Genomic DNA, 20,219 nt, shown 5'->3' with positions numbered 1-20,219 from the left:
CTGCCGCTCAGCTGCCGCTGCCGCCGATCCCGTCGAGACCCGGCGTGTGCATGCGGATGACCGACTTGTGCTTGATACCCAACGCGTCGAGGCTGGCCGATTTGTCCGGCGCGAACAGCTCGCCGTTCAGGCGCCATTCCACCTTGTCCCAATCGATATCGGCGAAATCCGGGTGCATGCCGAACGCATTCGGTATCACCTCGTCGACCAGTGCGCCGAACGGCATGTCCGGCGGCAATGGAAAGGCGACGGGTGCACAAAACATCATGTGATGATCCCAACCGACGTACACCAAGCGGTTGCCGTGAAAGTTGGCTTCAAGGTCTTTCGGCTCGAACTTGTAATCTTCGCGGATTGCATTAACGGGCATGATTCCCCCCCGTGCGGCGCACGGCCGCACATATCCTCGTATTGTGTGGTCAGGACTATGTACTCGGTCGTCGCTCAGCCGGCGGCGGCTTTCGCCTCAGCGTCGATGTCGGCGTCCGCGCCGGTGATACCCGACCACTTCTCCCAGTTGGCGCGGTCGGGCGAGCTCAGGTAATCGCGGTTATCGACACCATCTTCGATGTGATACCACTTGAGCACGTCTTCCAAGGTGGGGCCGCCGCAATTGCCCTGAAAGATCTGGTGCACGGGTAACCACGACTGCACGTACTTCTCCGGTTCGTCGTCGAAGATGTCTTTGCAACCGTCCGAGCAGAAGTGATAAGTCTCACCCTCGTGCTCGCTGTGGCGGTAGCAGGTCATGGTCGGGTCATTCACCTCGGGGAACACCATCGGAATCTGGCAGGTGGTGCACAACATCGGCAGGCTCGGATTGTAGAAGCGCCTGCCGGCCTTCTCTTCGGCTGCCCAATGCTCGAAACGCGGACGGAAGTACTTGTCGAAGGTGTCCGGATACTTGGCAGACAGCCAGACCATTTCATCCTGGTTCGGGGTCCAGGTATGAAAAGGTGCCGCATGCGCATAGTTGTAAAAGGTGCCCCATGCCACGTGCGAGATCAGGTCTTTCTCGACAACCGACTGCTCCCAGTACTTCGGCATGCGGATGCCGTAGCGCGCCAGGTCGGCGAACAAGGCACCGCCATTCTGCTCGAAGTAGATTTCCCACGCCTCGCGCCACGACATGACACGCTTGGGCAGCATGTAGTCCATCATCATCGCGACCAGGGTCAACAGGCGGTAGCCGCGCCAGAACCACTTGTCGATCCACTTCTGCACGATCGGCAGGTTGTCCGGATGTTGTTCGAGGATGAACTTGATCACCTCCAGGCCGAGCGTCATGTGACGCGCCTCGTCGGACTGGGCGGAGAATCCGAACGTGACGGTCGCCATGTCGCCGTTGTATGCCGCGCCGGACATGAAGGGCATGAACAGCAGATTGGTCAGCACGTACTCGAACGAGAACGAGATGGCCGTGAGGAACTCGAACGGGCCGGCGGACATCGCATCGTTGAAGAACGACTTGGGTACCGACAGATACCACACGCGGTCGTGCATGTAGCTGTAGTCCTGCAGGCCGTTGAAGTACTTGTTGTACTGGCTCATCGCATGCACCTGCGTCTGCACGTGACGCAGCTCGTCGACCGATTGCATCTGGCAGGCGACCTGTGCACCAACGCCGGGGAATTGCCGCCCGACCATTGCGAAGCCGCGGTGTGCGTTGTATTCCTCCGGCGAGATGCCGGTGAGGAACAGCTTGATCGCATTGACGTAACGCGCGTCGGTCACGTTCAGGTGACCGTTGTTCTGCGCGAAGGCGTCGATGATCGCGTACAGCTTGCGTTCTTTCTCACCCTGGTATTTCCAGTACGCATCCATCGTCAGACGGAACGGGTCTTCCCACTTGTCCCAGTCTTCGATCTTGATGCCTTCAAACGCGGCTTGCTTGAAGATGTCTTGCTCTTTCTGATAGCTGAAATCCCACGCCAGGTCGCGGGTAAGGCGCGTGTATTTTTCGCGCAGATTCATTTTTTTGGCTGCCATAGTCCTGCCCTCCTCAGTTGTTGCGCTCGAGGATGAATGCCTCGTCGGTTTCATCGACGTTGCCGGAGATCGAGATCACCGACAGGTGGATCTCCTGCGGGTCCCATTCGCGCCCGATCAGTTCTTCAACCGTCGCACGGCGGATCTCCAGGCGTCCGGGGGCATCGATCTTGACCATCGCCGGAAAGTGATTGACCGTGGCCGACGGGTTGTCCTGCTCGATCGCCTCGACGATCGGACGGGCATCTTCGTTGTTCTGCAGGGCGATATAGACGTTGTTGTTCGACATGCTGTGGTTTCCTCAGATATCCAGGCCGGCTTTCTTCTGACCGCGCTTTTGCAGCGCATCCTGCAACTCGGCGATCACCGTCACCGCGGTGTCGCCGACCGCAACCTTGGCCAGCGGCAACAGCGCGTCGGCACAGCGTGCAGACCACTTGTGCGTCCACGACGACAACAGCGCCTTGTTCTGCGGCGATTCCTCCGCAGCCGTTTTCAGGAAGGCATCCACACAGCGCGTGTGCTCGGCGGACCAATCGACCATGAACTCGGTAAGCATCGCCATTGCCGACCCGCCGTGCTGTGCAAGCTCGGCATCGAAGCGTTCGTACACCAGCGGAAACAACAGGCCATCGAGAGCGAAGTTCTGAGCGACGTACAGTTCGAACCAGTCATCAACCACCAGCAGGTCTTCGACGAGTCGGCGCAGCGGTTGCCACTGCTCGGCCTGCATCCAGGCCTGCTTTGCTGTGTCGAGCGATTCTCCGGTGTTACCGTCCATGATCAGACCGATGCGCGATAGGTATTGCGCAATGCCGAGCCTGTCCATCGCTGCGAAGCTGGTGGCTTGGGTGATGGCGGTGCCCCAACCGTAAGCGGTGATGTAGGTATTGTTCAGGTTGGCGCCGTATTCGAGATGGCGCAGCGGCAACAGCACATCGGCCACGCGCTGGCGCCATGCAGGTTCGAGCGTGTCGAACAACTGGCGTTTTTCGACGAACGCAAAGTTGCGTTCCATGCTGTCCTGTTGGCGTGAGCGTGTGATCGTCCAGGCGCCGTAGTAGTACTGTCGCGGGTCGCGAAAGGCGTACCAGTCGTCCATCTTGACCGCAGTCCGGTTGCGATCGAATATCTCGCGATCCGGATCCCACAGCGGGCGGTAATGGAAGTTGATCTCGGACTGCACGTCCAGGGTGGCCTCCTGGTAGCGCGAAGCCGGCTTGTCGACACCCAGGCGCCGTGCCACATGGGCGAACGTCTGGCGGATGGGTTCGACACTGTCTGTCTTGATGTCGATCTGCATGGATCGTCTCTCCTCAGCTCTCTGGCTCGGTGACGTCGTTGTTGTCGGTGTGGGGTTTCACCCAGGTGTCGCGATAACGATCGATCTGCTCGACGCCATCGGCGCCGAGCAGCTTCACCCGGTTGGTCGTACAGAACTCATCGAAGGCGGCATCGGTCAGGATGAGTTCGACGTAAAGCTCGGGATCGCCGATCGAGAAGTCGAATTCGACAAACCCGTTATGCCGTTCGCGCACGCGCACGAAGCGGCGCTGGTGCAGCGGCTCGCTGTCCGAAACCATGACCGTGAAACCCTCCGACGATCGTTCTTGATGTGATCATTGCGACCACTGCGGGCCGCTTGGGAGCAGTTAGAGCAGCATGTATGCCAAAGCGGGGTTCATCCAATCGTCGACCGACAAGACACTCGCCGGATTGATCAAATGATCGAAGAACGCCCGCTTTTTCACCATTTGAATAAGCGGCAGACACCATATAGGCAAGGCTTTCGTGGTGCATTGCAACATGCATCGGCATGTCTGCAGGATTTGGTTGACACGCGCCCGGCGTGTTCCCTATTTTGCGTTCACCAAATAATAAATAGTGACCAAATCGTGAAGCTCCGAATCTCACGATTTGCTGAGTTTCATCTCATGTCGTATCGGGAGAGGTCAGGCAGCGACATCGCATAGACGATGCGTCGCCTGGTGCAGGCAGAACCTCCTCGCAAGACGTGCGAACGAAACCGTCCGACACATATTGCTGGGAGGAAAGCGTGGCTCGCGAATTCGATATCGGTGAGGTGTTTCACCTGCCGTCCAATCTCAAGCTCAATTTTGAATACGGTCGCATCGGGCTCGACAAGCACCGCATGCTGTTACTGCATGCCGGTGCCTTCGGTTCGTTGCGTGTCGAGTTGATCGATACGCTGGGTATCGAGCGCGCACGCGGTGTACTCACGCGCATGGGTTATGCGTCCGGCAAGCGCGATGCCGAACTGGCGCGCAAGCTGATGCCGACCATGTCGGACGAAGACGTGCTGATGCTCGGCCCGCGCCTGCATTCGCTCGAAGGCATTGTGCGCGTATCGCCGATCCGTACCGATATCGACATTGCCAGCGGTCATTTCGACGGTGAGTTTCTGTGGGAGGACTCGTTCGAGGCCGACGTACACAAGGAACACTTCGGCATCCACCACGAATCGGTCTGCTGGACGCAGATCGGCTACGCCTGCGGTTACACCAGTGAGATCATGGGCAAATTCATCCTGTTTCGCGAAGCCGATTGCGCCGGCAAGGGCGATCGCCAGTGCCGCATCGTCGGCAGACCCGCCGATGACTGGAGCGACGCCGAGCGCGACCTGAGCTACTTCAAGCCGGATCATCTGGCCGACCAGTTGCTCAAGCTGCAGAACGAGGTCGAGAACCTGCGTTACTCGCTGGACGACCATTTCGCGCTGGGCGACATGGTCGGTCGCTCGCCGGCCTTCCTCAACACCTGCGATCTGTTGCGCAAGGGAGCCAACAGCCACGTCACCGTGCTGTTACTCGGCGAGACCGGCGTGGGCAAGGAGATGTGCGCACGCGCGTTGCATAGTCTGAGCCCACGTGCCAACTCGGCGTTCGTCGCGATCAACTGCGCGGCGATTCCCGAAGAACTGATCGAATCCGAACTGTTCGGCGTCGAGAAAGGCGCCTACACCGGCGCCCACCAGTCACGCCCCGGGCGATTCGAACGCGCCCACGGCGGCACGCTGTTTCTCGACGAGGTCGGCGAGCTGTCCGCCGCGGCCCAGGCAAAGTTGCTGCGCGTGCTGCAGGAAGGTGAGTTCGAGCGCATCGGTGACACCCAGACTCGCAAGGTCGACGTACGCCTGATCGCCGCGACCAACGTCGACCTGCAGCAGGCAGTCGATGACGGCCGCTTTCGCGCCGACCTGTACTACCGGCTGAACATCTTCCCGGTATTGATCCCGCCACTGCGCGAACGTGTCGACGACATCGAACTGTTGAGCGAGCGCTTTCTGGGCAAGTACGCGGCGCGTCACGGCAGACGCGTATCCGGCATCACCACCCCCGCCCTCGAAGCACTCAAAAAGTACAACTGGCCGGGCAATATCCGCGAGTTGGAGAACATGATCGAGCGCGGCGTCATCATCGTCGGTAACGATCAGCAGATCGACGTGCCGCACCTGTTTCCGTGCGTGAACATCGCCAGGCGCGAGGCGGCACCGGCCGGCACAGCCGAGACCGGCAACACGGCACAGCATAAAGGCGACGTGCTGCGCGAGGTTGTCGACAGTGCGCTCGAACACGCGACATCGTTCGAAGCCCTGGAGGCGCTGATGCTGGAGACTGCCGTGGAACGTGCCGGCGGCAACCTCAGCTCGGCCGCGCGTATGTTGGGCATGACGCGCCCGCAGCTGGCCTATCGGCTCAAAAAGCGCAACTGAGCGAAGCGAATCCGCCGGGCAAGCAATGGCCACCCGACGAACAACGCGCTAGGCATACGCAACATCTTTACTGCCGGCGGTCTGCGTCTGCCGCGTGAGGGTGGCGAAGGCATCTGCCAGCGCAGACTCACCGCCGACGTTGCCGGGAAAGATCACCACAGGCAGCTTCGGGTAGCGCGGATGATCCTCCGGGCAGACGACCACCGAGCATCCTGCCCGCACCTGGCCGAGTACACGCGCGGTTTTCAACGCCAGGCCGATGCTCAAGGTATCGTTCGACGTGATACCCCCCTTGCTGATCAGGAAACCGATTTCACGCGGCAAGGCCTGCACCAGTCGCATCAGGAATCCGGAGACCAATTCACCGAAGCTCAGGCGTTCCGCCTTGCTCGCGAACTGGCGTTCACCGCGACTGGTGAACAATACTGCGCTACGCCCGGAACCAATGGCGGCTTTCACCTCGATGCACAATCGATCGAACAAGGCATCCGCATCCTGCTGCAATGCATCGAGATCGACATGGACCGGCACGATATCCGTATGTTCGGTCAGGTAGTGCAACTGCCGACTCGTCGTTTCGACATGCGATCCGACCAGCACGACGCCCGGCTTGGCGTTGCGCACGTAGCGGTGCATCTCGTTGGCCACGACCGGCTGCGGCGGCAATTGGGCCAGTGCGGTCAACAAGCTGGCCGCGCTGCGGAACAGAAAACGCCTGCCCTCGCCGGCCACTGCCAATACCTGACGCGCGAATTGATTGAGATCGGCCTGCGTCTCGGCATCGACAACACAACAGGTGTTTCCGCTGAGTGCGCGCAACCTGCCGCTGATATCGCCGCGGATATCGTCGAGCACAAAACGCTCGACATCGGCGGCTTTGATTCGACCGCTTGTCTTTTCCGCGACATAGTCCGGCAGGTAGGCGGTCGAGAAACCGAATACCGAATCCTTGGCGAACTCAGTCTCATGCACCGGCACCGGCTCGCCGTCGACGATCAGATAATGCGTGCTGTCGCGCGTGATCCGCCCGCCATCGATGAAGGCAGGCACCAGAAAGTGCGCATCGAACGGCCCCATCTGTTCGGCAATCACGTCGGTCTCGATCGGATAGTGACCGCGCAATGTCGAGTCCGAGCGGCTGACCACCACCAACTTGATCGACTTGCCCTGTCGTGCAAGGCGATCCACCGCGTCGTGCAGGTTGCGGCAGATCTCGCGCGTGACATTCGCCGCCTGCTCTGCGCCCATGCCACGGGTGTTGCTCAACACGAAGAACAGCGGCGCGTCGTCGAGCAATCCGGCGGTCAGCGTATCGATGCCCCAACGGGTCAGCAGCAGGCAGCTGTGTACCGTCTGCGAACCCGTCGGGTCGTCATCGATCGCGACGATCTTCAATGTGCTGTCGGTGTGCATATCCGCTCCGTTCAGGCTTTCGATCCGCGACATGCAGTCAGCGCCGCGGTCGTCCGCCCGGCCAGCGTGTCCGCCGTGATCCCGTTGAACGCCATGATCTCACCGGGGCTCGCCGTGGTCTCGCCACGCTGCCAACCGAACAGTTCACGCGCCGGCGCCCTGCTGCGCAGCATGACCGCTTCGAGCGCCACCGTGCCGCCGCCACTCACCCCGATCAGTGCATCACCACCGAACAGATCTTCGAACCGGCTATCGCCCATGAAGGCATCATCCGGCTGAGATGCGTGTTGCCACGCAACATCACCCGGCCGGTACAGGCGGCGCGGGTTGGCGACGCTGACAATGCGCACGCGGTAGCCGTCGGCTTCGAGTCGGTCTTTGGCCTCGAACACCGGCAGCAGGATCATGTCGCCGGTCACCGCGAACACCACGATACCCTTGTCGCCACTTTCCGATTCGTACAGCGCAACCGCACCTTCCTCAATGGCCTGCCTGGCCTGCGCAGGCATGGTGTACACCGGCAAGGCAGATTTCGAGGCAATGATGCTGATGTTCTTGTTGCAGGCATCGACCGACCAGGCATAGGCCGCCTGCATCATGTTCGCATCCGCCGGGTACAGCAGATAGACGTTGCCGTTGCGCATCTGGCCGCCGATGTAGTTTTCGATCTCCGGACGCTGGTGAGTCCAACCGTTGCGGCCCTGCTCCAAGGCACCGGCCGTGAACATCGACACGGTCGCCGGCGTCTTGCGACGCAGCTCGGCCATGGCTTGACCGACAGTCTGTACGATCGGCCAGCCGTTGATCGCGAAGCTCTCGTACGACAGCCACAGCGAGCGGCCACCAAACAGCGCCAGCGCCGAGGCAAATCCGGCACAGGCATCTTCGTTGAGCGGTTCATACACCTGCCCGCTCGGACCCTGGTTGTACAAGGCATCCTCGGTCGGGTGACGGATCATCAGGGCCTCGTTGATCGGCTTCATGTTCGACGCCTCATTGCCGTCGGCGTTGGTCACCACGAACATCGGATCGCGTTTGCCGAGTGCCGCCACCATGTGCGCCATCGCCGTTGCCGGCACCGCCTTTTCGCCAACCGCGAAGGCCTGTTGTGGCAGTTCGCCGATATCAGGCAGCTCACGTTCGAATTCGGTAACAACGGTGCGCCCGGCCGGACCGCCGCCGGCGCGTTGCATGTTGGTACGCACCAACTGCCAGGCATCGGCCGACAGCGCGCGGCGCTGCAAGGCTTCGGCGATGTTGGCCTTCTCGGCGTTGTCGCCCGGGTACAGGTTATGCGACTTGGCACCGTGGGCATGCACGCCCGCACCTTTGAGCTGCTTGATGATCAATACCGACAAGGTGCCGGACATGGCCGCATCGGCTGCCTGCTTGGCGCCTTCGAGCACCGCGCGGCTAAAGGCCGAGCGTGCCGCGTCGCCGAACAAAGTGCTGTCGACATAGGCACCGTTCTGGCCGGCGTCGTCGAAGTCCTTGGCATCGATCAACACGACATTGTCGAAGTCATGCGCCTGCCAATAGGCAGTCATTTGTTGGTTGCTCATCAGCGACACCATCGAGTGGTGTTCCTGGCTGTAGCCGTTCCAGATCAGCACCGGCAGGAAGTTGGTGACCTCCGGGTAGCTGGTGTGGAAGTGCTTCATCGCCGACAGGATGTAGGGTTCGCCAAGACCGCCGTCACCGATCGTGCACGGGAACAGGGTGTCGCGATTCAGGTAGGCACCGGCCATCGCGAAGTGCTGACCCTGACCGAGCGGACCGGCCGGCGCCAGCAGGCCCGGAATGGCGCCGGACAGGTGGCCGAGCAAGCCGCCGCGCTCACGAAAACGCGCCTGCAGATCGCTCATACAATGGATATCCATCTCCTCGAGCGAGCCGTCGAGGAACATGGCGCTATAGAATCCGGGTGCATGGTGACCGACCTCGGTCACGATATTGGTATGCCCGAGCATGGTCAGCGCGGCATAGGCATCGGCGCTGCTCGCAAACCCACCCGGGTGCCCGGATTCTTTCGACGCACACAGTTGCAGCGTCGTGTAGCGCAAGGCGTCGGCGACCAGTTGTGTCTGGTAGACCGCAGCAGCGTCGATCGAATCTATCTTGGTCTGGCCTTCGCCGATGACCGGTGAGCGACCGTTGGACTCCATGCCTGCCGTGTTGTCGGCGAAGTGCAGGATGCCGTCGCGGAAATCGGTATTGGTCGAGAAGATCTGTTCTGCCGGTGTACTCATTGCTGTCTCCCTGGTTCTGACGTGGCGTGGCCGAGGCCGATGAGGCGAAGTTAAGACAGGCGAACGATTTTTCGCAATACAGGAGTTATTTCATAATACGGAATATCAAGAAGCGCAAAGGCACGTGTTTCGAATGGCGTTGAAAACATTCATATTTTATATTGCGGCCTAGATACGCATTCTATTTCACAATATGAAATCTTCTGCTATGTTTGGCCACGTCGACGCTGCGACAACCGCAGAGCAGCAAAATGGCAATCCGATTTCAGATTGTGAGATGGCGCGGACATGACAGATAAAGAAAACTCACCCCGGATTCAGGTCATCGACCGTGCGGCCGCGCTGCTCGACGCCCTGGCCCGTTATCCGGAACCGGTCAGTCTGAAGGTGCTCAGCGCAGAAACGGGGTTACATGCCTCGACGACCCACCGCATCCTCGCCTCTCTGATCGACAACCGCTTCGTCGAACGCGATAGCGGCGGGCGTTATCGTCTCGGCCTCAGGCTATTGCAGCTCGGCGCACGCATGCACAGCAATATCGACCTGCGTTCGATCGCCCTGCCGGTCATGGAGAGCCTGCGCGACAAGTTCGGTGAATCGATCAACCTGACGATCCGCGAGGGCGACGTGGTGGTGTATCTGGAAAAGGCCACGCCCAACCGGATGATGCACGTACAGCAGATCGTCGGCAGCCGCGCGCCGCTGCACGTGACCGCGGTCGGCAAGTTGATGCTGGGTGCAGCCGGTGACGAGGCGATCCGCGGCTATGCGCACCGCACTAACCTGCCCGCCTACACGCGCAATACGATCACCACGCTGCCGCGCCTGCTCGATGAGTGCGGGCAGGCGGTTGAACAGGGTTATGCATTGGATAATGAAGAGGCAGAGATCGACGTCGGCTGCATCGGCGTACTACTGCACGACAGCACCGGCAACGTCGCGGCCGGACTTTCGGTATCGGCGCCGATCGAGCGGCGCCGGATGGAATGGGTCCAGGACATGCTCGACGCCGGACAGCGGATATCCGCCAAACTCGGCTACCACCTGTGACCTGACGACTCAGGCAGCCGACGCCTTGTGCGCTACCCGCTGCTCGAGGTCGTCGATCTTGTGAATGATCTGTTCCGACAGGTCGACGACACGCTGGTAGAGCTGCTCGGCCCGGTGCGTATCGCCTTTTGAGCGCAGCGTAATGACCTCTTTGATGAGCTTGTGAATCTCTTCGTGCGGCGGTTCCAGTGCCTTGAACTCGGGCATGCTGCCGAAGTCCTCAATGCCGCTACCGTAGTACCACTTGCCGAGGTCGCACTGGGTATGCGACACCGCCTGTTCTTCGCTCAAGTGGGCATGACCGTCGAGATAGGCCCGCAAGCGGGACTTCCACGCCAGGTGCGCCGAGCGTGCCTGTGCCAGCACCAAGGCCTCGCCGTTGCTGAAGCGAAACTTCGACATTTCGCGTAGCACGGCGGCGAGCACTTCGGAAACCTTCGCGCTGATATCGAAGGTCTGATCGGAATGCGACAGGATGTTCTTGGCCAGGCCGTCGATCGACGCCACGTTGCGTGAGATGTCTTCGGCTACCGACGACTGCTCCTCGGCCGCGGTGGCGATCTGCAGGGTCATCGACATGATATTGCCGACCGATTCGGTAATGTGTGCCAACGACTCATTGGCGCGGGTCGCATCTTCGACGCTATCCACAACCTGAGACTGGCCGCGTTCGGCCATCTCGACAGCCTGTTCGGACTTGGTCTGCAGCCTTTCGATCAGTGTTTGAATCTCTTCGGTGGAGTGTTGCGAACGCTGCGCGAGCGTTCTCACTTCGTCGGCCACCACGGCAAAGCCACGGCCCTGCTCGCCGGCGCGCGCCGCCTCGATGGCCGCATTCAGCGCCAACAGGTTGGTTTGGTCCGCGATGCCGCGAATAACGTCCAGGATGCTGCCGATATTGTCCGACTCCTGGCGCAGTTCGCGGATCGCATCGGCGGCCTGCGCCATATCGTCGGCCAGCCGACCGGTGGCCTGCATCGATTTGTGTACCAGAGTCTGGCCTTCGCGCGCTTCTTCGTCGGCGCGTCGAGCAGAATCGGAAACCGCAGCCGCATTCGATGCGACATCTTTCGACGTCACCGAAAGCTCCTCGATAGCCACGACCACGGCATGCGTGTTCTGTTGCAGGTCATCCATGCCGTGACGCGTCGACGTCGCGGCACCCGACAGTTGATCGCCGGTCGTGCCCAACGACGCCACACCGAGACTGGTGCTGCGCAGCGCGCCATCGATCGTCGCAACGAATTGGTTGAACGACGCCGCCAGCGTCGCGATCTCGTCATTGCCCTGCACGTCCAGACGCTGCGACAGATCGCCCTCGCCTTTCGCCACGTCGCTGAGCTGCCTGTTGACGACACAGATCCGCCGTGTGATCGACATGCCGTTCCATAGGTTGGCCGCAATCACAACCAGCACGACGGCGACCAAGCTGGCGACCAGCATGAAACGCGAACGTTGGGCGGCGTCTTCGAGATGGGTATCCAGAGAACTCCCCAGCGCAGTGATGGTTTGATCCAACTCGCCGGAAACATGATGCAACTGACCGAGCAGACCTTCGGTAGCCGTCAGGCCCAGCGTTTTGCGAGCATCGGCGTAGGCTCGGAACTTGGCTGCGTATTGATCGAGTCGGGCATGTTGTGAGGGATCGAGCAGACTACGCGTGGCTTCGAGGTCCTGCGCAAATCGCGCGATGTACTTGTCGTCGAATCGCAGCATGAAATCTTTTTCGTCACGCCGCAGTTGCAGTACGCCAGCCAGGATCGCCGGGTTGTCGGCCGCAGGTATCGCATCCTCGATGTCATGCACCGCTGTGCGTAGCTCGCCGCGCAATCCCTGGCTTTCATCAAGCCCGATGCGCTTGTGCAGGGTAATAACCTCGGCCGCCACCTCGACGAACGTCGCAGCGTGGCTGCGTATCGCCGACAACGCCTCCGCATCGATGCCGATCTGTTTCAGGCCCGCCGCCAGCCTATCGAGCCCCTGCTGAAATTCCGCGGCCTTATCCTGCAAGTGTTGTTCAGCACCCGCTTCCGCGGTCAAGAACAAGCCGTGTTCGATGCTTTCGAACTCATGGCCGAGCGCATCCAACACGACGAGCTGCCTGGCGCTGTCGGCGATCAGTTCGGATTGCGACCAAAGCGAGTGAATCCATAGCCCGGATATCGCCAGAATCGATGCGATCGCCGCCGATGCGGCAAACATCTTGGTTCGAAGGCTCATTGTTTAGTTATCCCTCAAATATGAAGTCGCACCTGCCGGCGAAGTAAGCGAGCGCGGCATGTGCGCACAAAACCATACGATGTATAAGCATTAACGGACCTGTGCGGCTAAACTTGACAGAACGATAAAAAACCACCACCCGCCTTCCTATGGCATTGAATAACCTACAATTACGAAACGTTTAAACGAGACCTTTGCGGTACCTGCGGTCCTGCGTACGTTCGGCGTGAAGACTCGGGGCTGATCAGGCAGAACCGCGTTCCGGGTGACAGGCGTTCACCCGGCGGGCGGGAAAGAAACATCATATGGATATTGTCCGTACCTTCTTGCGACTTTCGCTGCCTGTGCTGTTGGCCGTGGCGGCGCTCACGGCCCATGCCGAGCCGGGTTCATCGGCCGATCGCAACGGCAATGGTGCAGCGCAAGCCGAGCCGCTGAAGATCTATGCCTTCCGCCCGCACAATCGCCTTTTCTGGAGTCGATTCAGCACCTATCTCGAGGCTGCCGCCGACGACCTAGGAGTCGAACTGACCATCATCGACGCCGGTAACCGACCGGAAACAATGATCGAGCAGGCCCAGACTGCCGTCGAAGAAAGGCCGGACGCCATCATCTTTACCGACTTCGACGGCAACGGCGAACAGATGGTCCGCATTGCCGAGCGGGCGCAGATACCGATCTTTCTGGTCAATACGCTGTTGCGCAACGAGGCGCTGGCGCCGCGAGTCTCCTACCGTCACTGGATCGGCACGCTGGCGACAGACGATTATCGCGCCGGTCGGCAGCTCACCAACGACCTGCTCTACGCAGCTCGGCGCAAGGGCATCGAACAACCGCGTATCCTGGCGTTCAGCGGCGACGGCGGCGGACTGTCGCTCAACCGCCGGCTGCGTGCCCTGATCGACGTTACCCAGGACCGCACCGACGCCTCGCTGGTCACGGTGCAACAGGCACCGCATGCCGAGAACGTCGCTGCACTGTTCAAGGCAGCCATCAGCGCCAATCCCGACATCAATGTCGTATGGGGCGTAACCGACGACTCGGCGCTGGTTGCCGCGCAAACGGCGCATGAAATGGGTTTAACCCGCCCGATGGTGTTCGGCGGCATCGACTGGCGACCGGAATCGCTGGAGGCCATGGAGCGCGGCCTTGTCGATGTGAGCATCGGCGGACACGTACTGGACGGCGCACTGGCGTTGATCATGGTAACCGACTATCTCAATGGCCACGATTTCATCAGCCAGGCCGCCGATTTGCGCAGCAACCTCTACGCGATCACGCCGGCCAACCTCGCCGAGTTCCGACGCCTGTTGCACGACCCCAAACAGATCGACTATCGCGCCCTGTCCAAGACATTCAACAAAACGCGACGCACCTACGACTTCAGCATCGAACATGTCTCGCAGAACCTGAAGCCGATCGAGGGAGCGCAGAGGCGGCCGCAGCGAAGCGATGCGCCGGCAGCGGAATCCCCGGATACGCTCGTCGCCTTGACCGCGGAAGAACAGGCGTGGCTGAAGGAGCATCCCGTGATCACGATCGGCGGCGGCACCGACTGGCCACCGTTCGAGTTCAGTGATGCCGACGGCCGGCACCGCGGGATCGCTGCGGACCTGATCGCGTTGGTCGAGCAACGCCTCGGCGTGAAGATCGTCGTCGACAACTCACAGAGCTGGCCGGCGACATTGAACGCCATCCGCGAAGGCGATCTGTATGCGGCCACGGCAATGGCGCAAACCCCACAGCGACTCGACCGTTACCTGTTCACCGCACCGTACGCGGCCGCACCGGTCGGCATCGTGGTGCGCGAAAGCGACGCGCACCTCGATGATCTGAGCAAACTGCGCGGCCGCCGCATCGTGATCCCACAAGGTTTCGCCGATGCCGAGTTGTTACGCTACCGTTACCCGAACCTGGAGATGTTGTACGGCAACGACCCGCTGGACGCACTGCAGATGGTCGCCCAGGGGAAAGCGGATGCGTTCGTCGGCAGCGTGGATATCGCTGCGTTTCTGATCGATCGCGAAAACATCAAGGGCCTGCAACTCGTCGCCAAGGAGGTGCCGCTGCGCAACACCGAGTTGCGGATGGGTGTCTCCAAGCACTACCCACTGCTGGCAAGTGCCCTGCAGAAGGCGCTGGACAGTATCACCCCGCAACAGTTCGCCACGCTTCAACAACGCTGGCTTACCCACCGATCCACGCTCGCCGACGACCAGCCGCAACTGACGCTGACCCCGGACGAACAACGCTGGATAAGCGACCACCCCTTGGTGCGTTTCACCGGCGATCCCAACTGGCTGCCGTTCGAGGCCTTCACCAAAGAGGGGGAGTACATCGGGGTTGTCGCTGAAGTCCTCAAGTTGATCGAAACCAGCAGCGGCCTGCATTTCGAACGCATTCCAAGCGGCACCTGGGGCAACGCATTGGAGATGGCGCGCACCGGTGAAGTGGACGTGATCTCGGATGTGCCGCAGACCGCCGAGCTGGCCGCAACGCACCAGTTCACGCCCTCGTATCTCGAAGTGCCATTGGCTGTGACCATGACCCGCGAGCGACAGGCCTTCGTTTCAGACCTCAACGAGATCGCCGACCTGCGCATCGTCATGATCGATCGCTATGGCTACGTCGATGCCGTGCGCCGCGCCTACCCCAACATCGAGTTTTACTTCGTTGAAAACGTGCAGGCCGCGTTGGCCGCGGTGAACCGCGGCGACTACGACGCGTTTGTGTCGACGCCGATGCTCAGCGACTACCACCTGCGGCTGGGCGGCTTCACCAAGCTGCATATCATCGGACAACTGCCGTTGACGATGAAACTCGGCTTCGGCGTGCTCAACGGGCAACCCGAGTTGCTGAGCATCATGAGCAAGGCGGTGGATGCAATTCCGCCCGCCAAACGCTACGAGGTGACGGCACGCTGGTTGCGCGATACCTATTCAGACAATGGCGGGCAGGAACACCTGCTGCGGCTCGCCACATTCGCCATGATCGGTTTGCTGATTCTCGCCGCATGGACATTGAGCCTGCAACGTGAACGGCGACGCCTGCGTCGAGCCGAGGAACGCTACGAATTGGCGATCCGCAGCGTGTCCGAAACCATCTGGGACTGGGACCTGATCAGCGGTGACCGCTTCTTCAGCCCGGGACTGTTCCTGCATCTCGGTTACGACGAAGACGAAGTACCCACGAACCATGCCGCCTGGGTGTCGTTGATTCATCCAGAGGATCGCAAGCTGTATGACGAGCGCGTCGGCCAGCACTCGCACCAGCGGCAAAATGCCGACAAACCGCTATCACTCGAATATCGCGTGCGGCGCAAATCGGGCGGCTATGCCGATGTCCAGTCACGCGGTAGTGTCGTCGCCTGGTCGGATGGCCAACCGGTTCGCCGCGCCGGCGTGCTGCGCGACATCACCAATCTGCGCGAAGCCGAATCGGCACGCGCCGCCAGCGAGGATTTCCTGCGCAGTATCTTTGCCGGCATCGACGCCGCCGTGTACGCGGTCGACGTCGGCATCGACGGCACACTCACCTACTCCGCCGGCAATCCGTACTGCGAGAAGATCACCAACAAGCCGGTCAGCGAGATGATCGGCCGCACGCCGGATGAGGCCCTGCCGCCGTTTCTCGTCGAACCGCTGGTTCGCATGTATCGCCATGCCATCGAAGAAGGCCGCTCGATCGTTCACGAAGGGATGTTGACCCTGCCCCACCTCGGCGACACCTGGTGGCTGGCAAACCTGTCGCCGCTGCGCGACGGTGACAACCGCGTACATCGCCTCATCGTGACCGCGCTCGACATCACCGAGCGCAAACGCGTCGAACTGGCGCTCGCCGCCAAGCAGGTCGAACTACACCGTCTCTACCTGGCACTCGAACAAATACCGATTCTGGTGGTCATCACCGATATCGACGGCACTGTCGACTACGTCAACGAGCGCCTGGTGCCGATGACCGGCTACCAACCCGACGAAGTGATCGGCAAGAGCGCACGCATGCTGCTGTCGGACAGCAGCGACCGGCGGCGGCTGGTCGAGATGCGGCGTGCGGTGCGCACCGGCGGCACCTGGCATGGCGATCTGCCGCACCGGCGCAAAGACGGCAGCATCTTCTGGGCCGCGGTGAGTGCCGGCGCGATCCGCGACAACGACGGCAATATCACGCACCTCATCAGCACCAACGAGGACATTACCGAACGCCGCGAGACCGAAGACCAACTGCATATCTTCAACCACTTCGCAGAAAACGCCACCGAGGGACTCGGCATGTCCGGCATGGATACCCGGGTCGCCTATATGAACCCGGCGTTGCGCAGGATGCTGGGCGTGCGCTCGGACGACGACGCGTACGGAATGAGCTTCAAACGCTTCTATCCGGCCGAAGTCGTCAAGCGGTTCGATGACGAGATCTTGCCGGCGCTGATGGCGCACGGCACCTGGCGCGGTGAACTGCTCGCCATGCGCCAGGACGGCAGCAGCTTCCCGACACTGGAGAGCTTCTTCCTGATCCGCGACCAGGAAGGCAGGCCGCAGTACATCGGCGATGTCATGACCGACATCTCCGACCGCAAAGACGCGCAGGCCATACTCGAACGCAAGGAAAAGCAACTGCGTTCCATTCTGGACACGATGCCGGTTGCCGTCGGTATCACCGCACTCGATGGCCGGGTGCTGTATGCCAACCCCCACACCAGTACGATGTTCGAACTGCCGGAAGGTGTCGACAACGCCGCCGTCAACCGCAACGTTGTCGACTACTATGCCGACAAACGCACGCGCAAGCTGCTGCTGAAGGCGCTCACGCGCGGCGAGAATGTGCGCGACATGGAAGTCGAGTTCCGCACCTATCGCGGCAACAAGATCCATGCGATGGTTTCCGCCCTGCACGTCGAGTACGACGGCCACCCTGCGGTGTTGGCAACCAGCCTGAACATCACCGACCGGGTCAAGGCCGAGGCCGCCTTGCGCAAGAGCGAGGCGCAGTTCAAACAGATACTCAATACCATACCGTTGACCATCATCCTGACGCGCCTCGACGGCGAGATCATGCTGGCCAACGCACGTGCATCGGCCGACTCCGGTTTCCCCGATCTGGTCGGGCGCAACGTCAAGACGTTCTATGCGCACGCCGAAGACCGCAACAAGGTGCTGCAGACCTTGGAACTGCAGGGATTCGTCGAGAGCATGCCGGTGGTGTTCAAACGCTCCGACGGCAGCCTGGTCGATTCCCTGATCTCGTCGATCCCGATCGAGTTCAGCGGTCAGCCCGCCATCCTCGCCTGCCAGCTGGATATGACCGACCGCTTCCGCATGGAGCGCGAGCTCGCCGAGGCACGTGATATGGCCGAAGAGGCCAACCGGTTCAAGAGCGAGTTTCTCGCCAACATGAGCCACGAGATCAGGACACCGCTGAATGCCATCACCGGCCTCAGCCACTTGCTGTCGAAGACAGAGCTCGATGTGAAACAGGCCGATTACATCGACAAGATCCAAAGCTCGTCGCATGCCCTGCTCGGCCTGGTCAACGACATTCTCGACTTCTCGCGCATCGAAGCGGGCAAGATCGCATGGGAACAGGCGCCGTTCTCGCTGGACCAAGTGCTACAGAGCCTGTCCGACGTCGTGGCCCTGCGTGCCGAAGAAAAGAACCTGGTGCTGATCTACGACGTCGCCGCCGAGTTGCCCGACCAGTTCGTCGGCGATTCATTACGTGTCGGCCAGGTGTTGAGCAACCTCGTCAACAACGCGATCAAGTTCACCGATCAAGGCGAGATCCTGCTGACAATAGACAGTGCGAAGAACGACAAGGGAAAAGAGGTCGTGCGCTTCGCGGTGCGCGATACCGGGATCGGGATCGCGCCGGAACGGCTCGAACAGTTGTTCGAGAGCTTTACCCAGGCCGACGCCTCCGTGACGCGCCGTTATGGCGGTTCCGGTCTTGGTCTGGCGATCTCGAAACAACTGGTCGAACTGATGGGCGGCAGTATCAGTGCGAGCTCCCAGCCCGGCCAGGGCAGCGTCTTTGCATTCGAACTGCCGCTCAAACCGCTGACCGGCGACGACGTCGAAACGCCGCAGGCTTCAGTCAAGGCCGTGCTGTTGGAAGACCACACGGCAACACGCGATGCCTTGAGCCGCATGCTGCAGAACATGGGGGCCGAAGTCTGTGCGTTCAGCTCGCCGGCCGAGTTGATCGGACAGCTGCACCAGTGCATGCAGGAGCAGCAAACCGCACAGGTCGACATCCTGCTGCTCAGCGGCGACATGGATCACGGCGATCCGTTCGACGCCTTGCGCGAGATCAGCGACGAGTTCGGCCTCGACGACACGCCGGTCGTGATCCTGACGACAACGACGGGACGTGAAGCCTTGATGCAGCTCGAATTCGACCGCTCGCGTATCGCGGTCGTCGCCAAGCCGGTACGCGCGCTTCCCCTGGCGCGCACCCTGCTCGAGCAGACCGGGCAACTGCCGAGCCTCGCCGACCAGGAGTCCGGTGGCCTGCGGGCGATACGCCTCGAACCCCTGGCCGGCGACATCCTGCTGGTGGAAGACAACCCCATCAACCAGCAGATCGCGCGCGAGATCCTGCAGTCCTTCGGCCTGCATGTCAGCGTCGCCAAGAACGGCGAAGAGGCGTTGTCACAGATTGCCGTCAGCGACTTCGACCTGGTGCTGATGGATATTCAGATGCCGGTGCTGGATGGCCTGGAGACCACGCGCCGCATCCGCCAGGACATGCAGATCACCGACACGCCGATCATCGCCATGACGGCACATGCCTTGACCAGCGATCGCGATCGCTGCCTTGCCGTCGGCATGAACGACCACCTGACCAAGCCGATCGATCCCGCGCGCTGGTACCAGGTCTTAAAGCACTACCTCGAAGACTCGCCGCGCAACAGCCGAACGACGCGGGATCGTGCCGCCAAGGTGCGCCGCCCGTCGGTACTCGATGCCGAAGAAGGTATCCGCCGCGTGGACGGCAACCAAGCGCTCTATCAAAAGCTGCTCAATGATTTCAGACACCGCTATCGCGACTGTGCCACCCGTCTTCCGCGGCTGCTCACCGGCGGCAAAGAAGATGAAGCACAGCGCCTGCTGCACAACCTCAAAGGGGTCGCCGGTAACGTCGGTGCACGTTGGCTGTTTGGTGCCACCAGTCGCCTGGAGCACCTGATCAAGAATCAGCCGAATACCGAGCACGTAGAGGCCTTCGCCGATTTCGAACAAGCGGCCTCCAATACCTTCGTCGCCATCCACGATTACCTTGCGCAACACGAACCGGCGCCATCGACGCCACGCTCGGCGCCGGGCAAGGTGCTGAATGAAGAACAACTGCACGCCTTGTTCGTGCAGCTTGCCGAATTGCTCGATGCCGGCGATGCCGAAGCGCTCGCCTGCCTGCAGCGTATCCATCAGGCTCTGCCTGAGAGCGCACGCGGTGCGGATGCCGAACTGGCCGATCTGATTGAGGGTTATGATTTCCTCGAAGCGAAGCAGGCCCTCGAAGAGCTGGCCCGCTCCCTGGGCTTACCATCACTGCACAACGCGGACGGATAA

The 20,219-nt window shown here is 61.0% G+C and carries 11 protein-coding genes; 3 read left to right on the top strand and 8 right to left on the bottom strand.

What is annotated here, in order from left to right; all coding sequences use genetic code 11:
- Nucleotides 1-7: 7 nt before the first annotated feature.
- The 5 genes from B1781_RS07650 to B1781_RS07630 form a co-directional block, all read right to left on the bottom strand.
- The gene (locus tag B1781_RS07650; RefSeq protein WP_078119096.1) at nt 8-370 is read right to left on the bottom strand and encodes a phenol hydroxylase subunit P4; all 363 of its coding nucleotides are present in this window, start codon (nt 368-370) and stop codon (nt 8-10) included.
- A gap of 74 nt (nt 371-444) precedes the next feature.
- A complete protein-coding gene (locus B1781_RS07645; protein WP_078119095.1) occupies nt 445-1,989 on the bottom strand; it encodes an aromatic/alkene/methane monooxygenase hydroxylase/oxygenase subunit alpha in 1,545 nt (514 codons plus the stop codon).
- Between the two features lie 13 nt (nt 1,990-2,002).
- Nucleotides 2,003-2,278: an MmoB/DmpM family protein gene (locus B1781_RS07640; RefSeq protein WP_078119093.1), complete on the bottom strand. Its 276-nt coding sequence runs from the start codon at nt 2,276-2,278 to the stop codon at nt 2,003-2,005.
- Nucleotides 2,279-2,290: 12 nt separating this feature from the next.
- Nucleotides 2,291-3,292: an aromatic/alkene monooxygenase hydroxylase subunit beta gene (locus tag B1781_RS07635; protein WP_078119092.1), complete on the bottom strand. Its 1,002-nt coding sequence runs from the start codon at nt 3,290-3,292 to the stop codon at nt 2,291-2,293.
- A gap of 13 nt (nt 3,293-3,305) precedes the next feature.
- Complete coding sequence (locus tag B1781_RS07630) at nt 3,306-3,572, bottom strand: phenol hydroxylase subunit (RefSeq protein WP_078119091.1); 267 nt, start codon at nt 3,570-3,572, stop codon at nt 3,306-3,308.
- Nucleotides 3,573-4,045: 473 nt separating this feature from the next.
- Between B1781_RS07630 and B1781_RS07625 the strand changes: the two genes are divergently transcribed.
- Nucleotides 4,046-5,722, top strand: coding sequence for a sigma 54-interacting transcriptional regulator (locus B1781_RS07625; protein WP_334223912.1), 1,677 nt, complete (start codon nt 4,046-4,048; stop codon nt 5,720-5,722).
- Between the two features lie 48 nt (nt 5,723-5,770).
- Here the strand turns inward: B1781_RS07625 and B1781_RS07620 are convergent, their stop codons facing one another.
- Both B1781_RS07620 and B1781_RS07615 read right to left on the bottom strand, forming a co-directional pair.
- The gene (locus B1781_RS07620; protein ID WP_334223911.1) at nt 5,771-7,168 is read right to left on the bottom strand and encodes a four-carbon acid sugar kinase family protein; all 1,398 of its coding nucleotides are present in this window, start codon (nt 7,166-7,168) and stop codon (nt 5,771-5,773) included.
- Nucleotides 7,147-9,384, bottom strand: a complete 2,238-nt coding sequence (locus B1781_RS07615; protein ID WP_078119088.1) for a phosphoketolase family protein — start codon at nt 9,382-9,384, stop codon at nt 7,147-7,149. The genes B1781_RS07620 and B1781_RS07615 overlap by 22 nt, the downstream gene beginning before the upstream one ends.
- A gap of 288 nt (nt 9,385-9,672) precedes the next feature.
- Here B1781_RS07615 and B1781_RS07610 point away from each other — a divergent pair, with 288 nt between their 5' ends.
- A complete protein-coding gene (locus tag B1781_RS07610; RefSeq protein ID WP_078119087.1) occupies nt 9,673-10,434 on the top strand; it encodes an IclR family transcriptional regulator in 762 nt (253 codons plus the stop codon).
- 9 nt (nt 10,435-10,443) lie between these two features.
- Here B1781_RS07610 and B1781_RS07605 read toward each other — a convergent pair whose 3' ends face one another.
- Nucleotides 10,444-12,654, bottom strand: a complete 2,211-nt coding sequence (locus B1781_RS07605) for a methyl-accepting chemotaxis protein (RefSeq protein ID WP_078119086.1) — start codon at nt 12,652-12,654, stop codon at nt 10,444-10,446.
- Nucleotides 12,655-12,959: 305 nt separating this feature from the next.
- Between B1781_RS07605 and B1781_RS07600 the strand changes: the two genes are divergently transcribed.
- A complete protein-coding gene (locus B1781_RS07600; RefSeq protein ID WP_078119085.1) occupies nt 12,960-20,219 on the top strand; it encodes a PAS domain S-box protein in 7,260 nt (2,419 codons plus the stop codon).

The sequence above is a fragment of the Thiosocius teredinicola genome (genome assembly GCF_002009425.1).
Taxonomy (GTDB): domain Bacteria; phylum Pseudomonadota; class Gammaproteobacteria; order Chromatiales; family Chromatiaceae; genus Thiosocius; species Thiosocius teredinicola.
The sequence above is the reverse complement of the archived record's forward strand: the minus strand, read 5'-3'. Positions and strand labels throughout refer to the sequence as shown.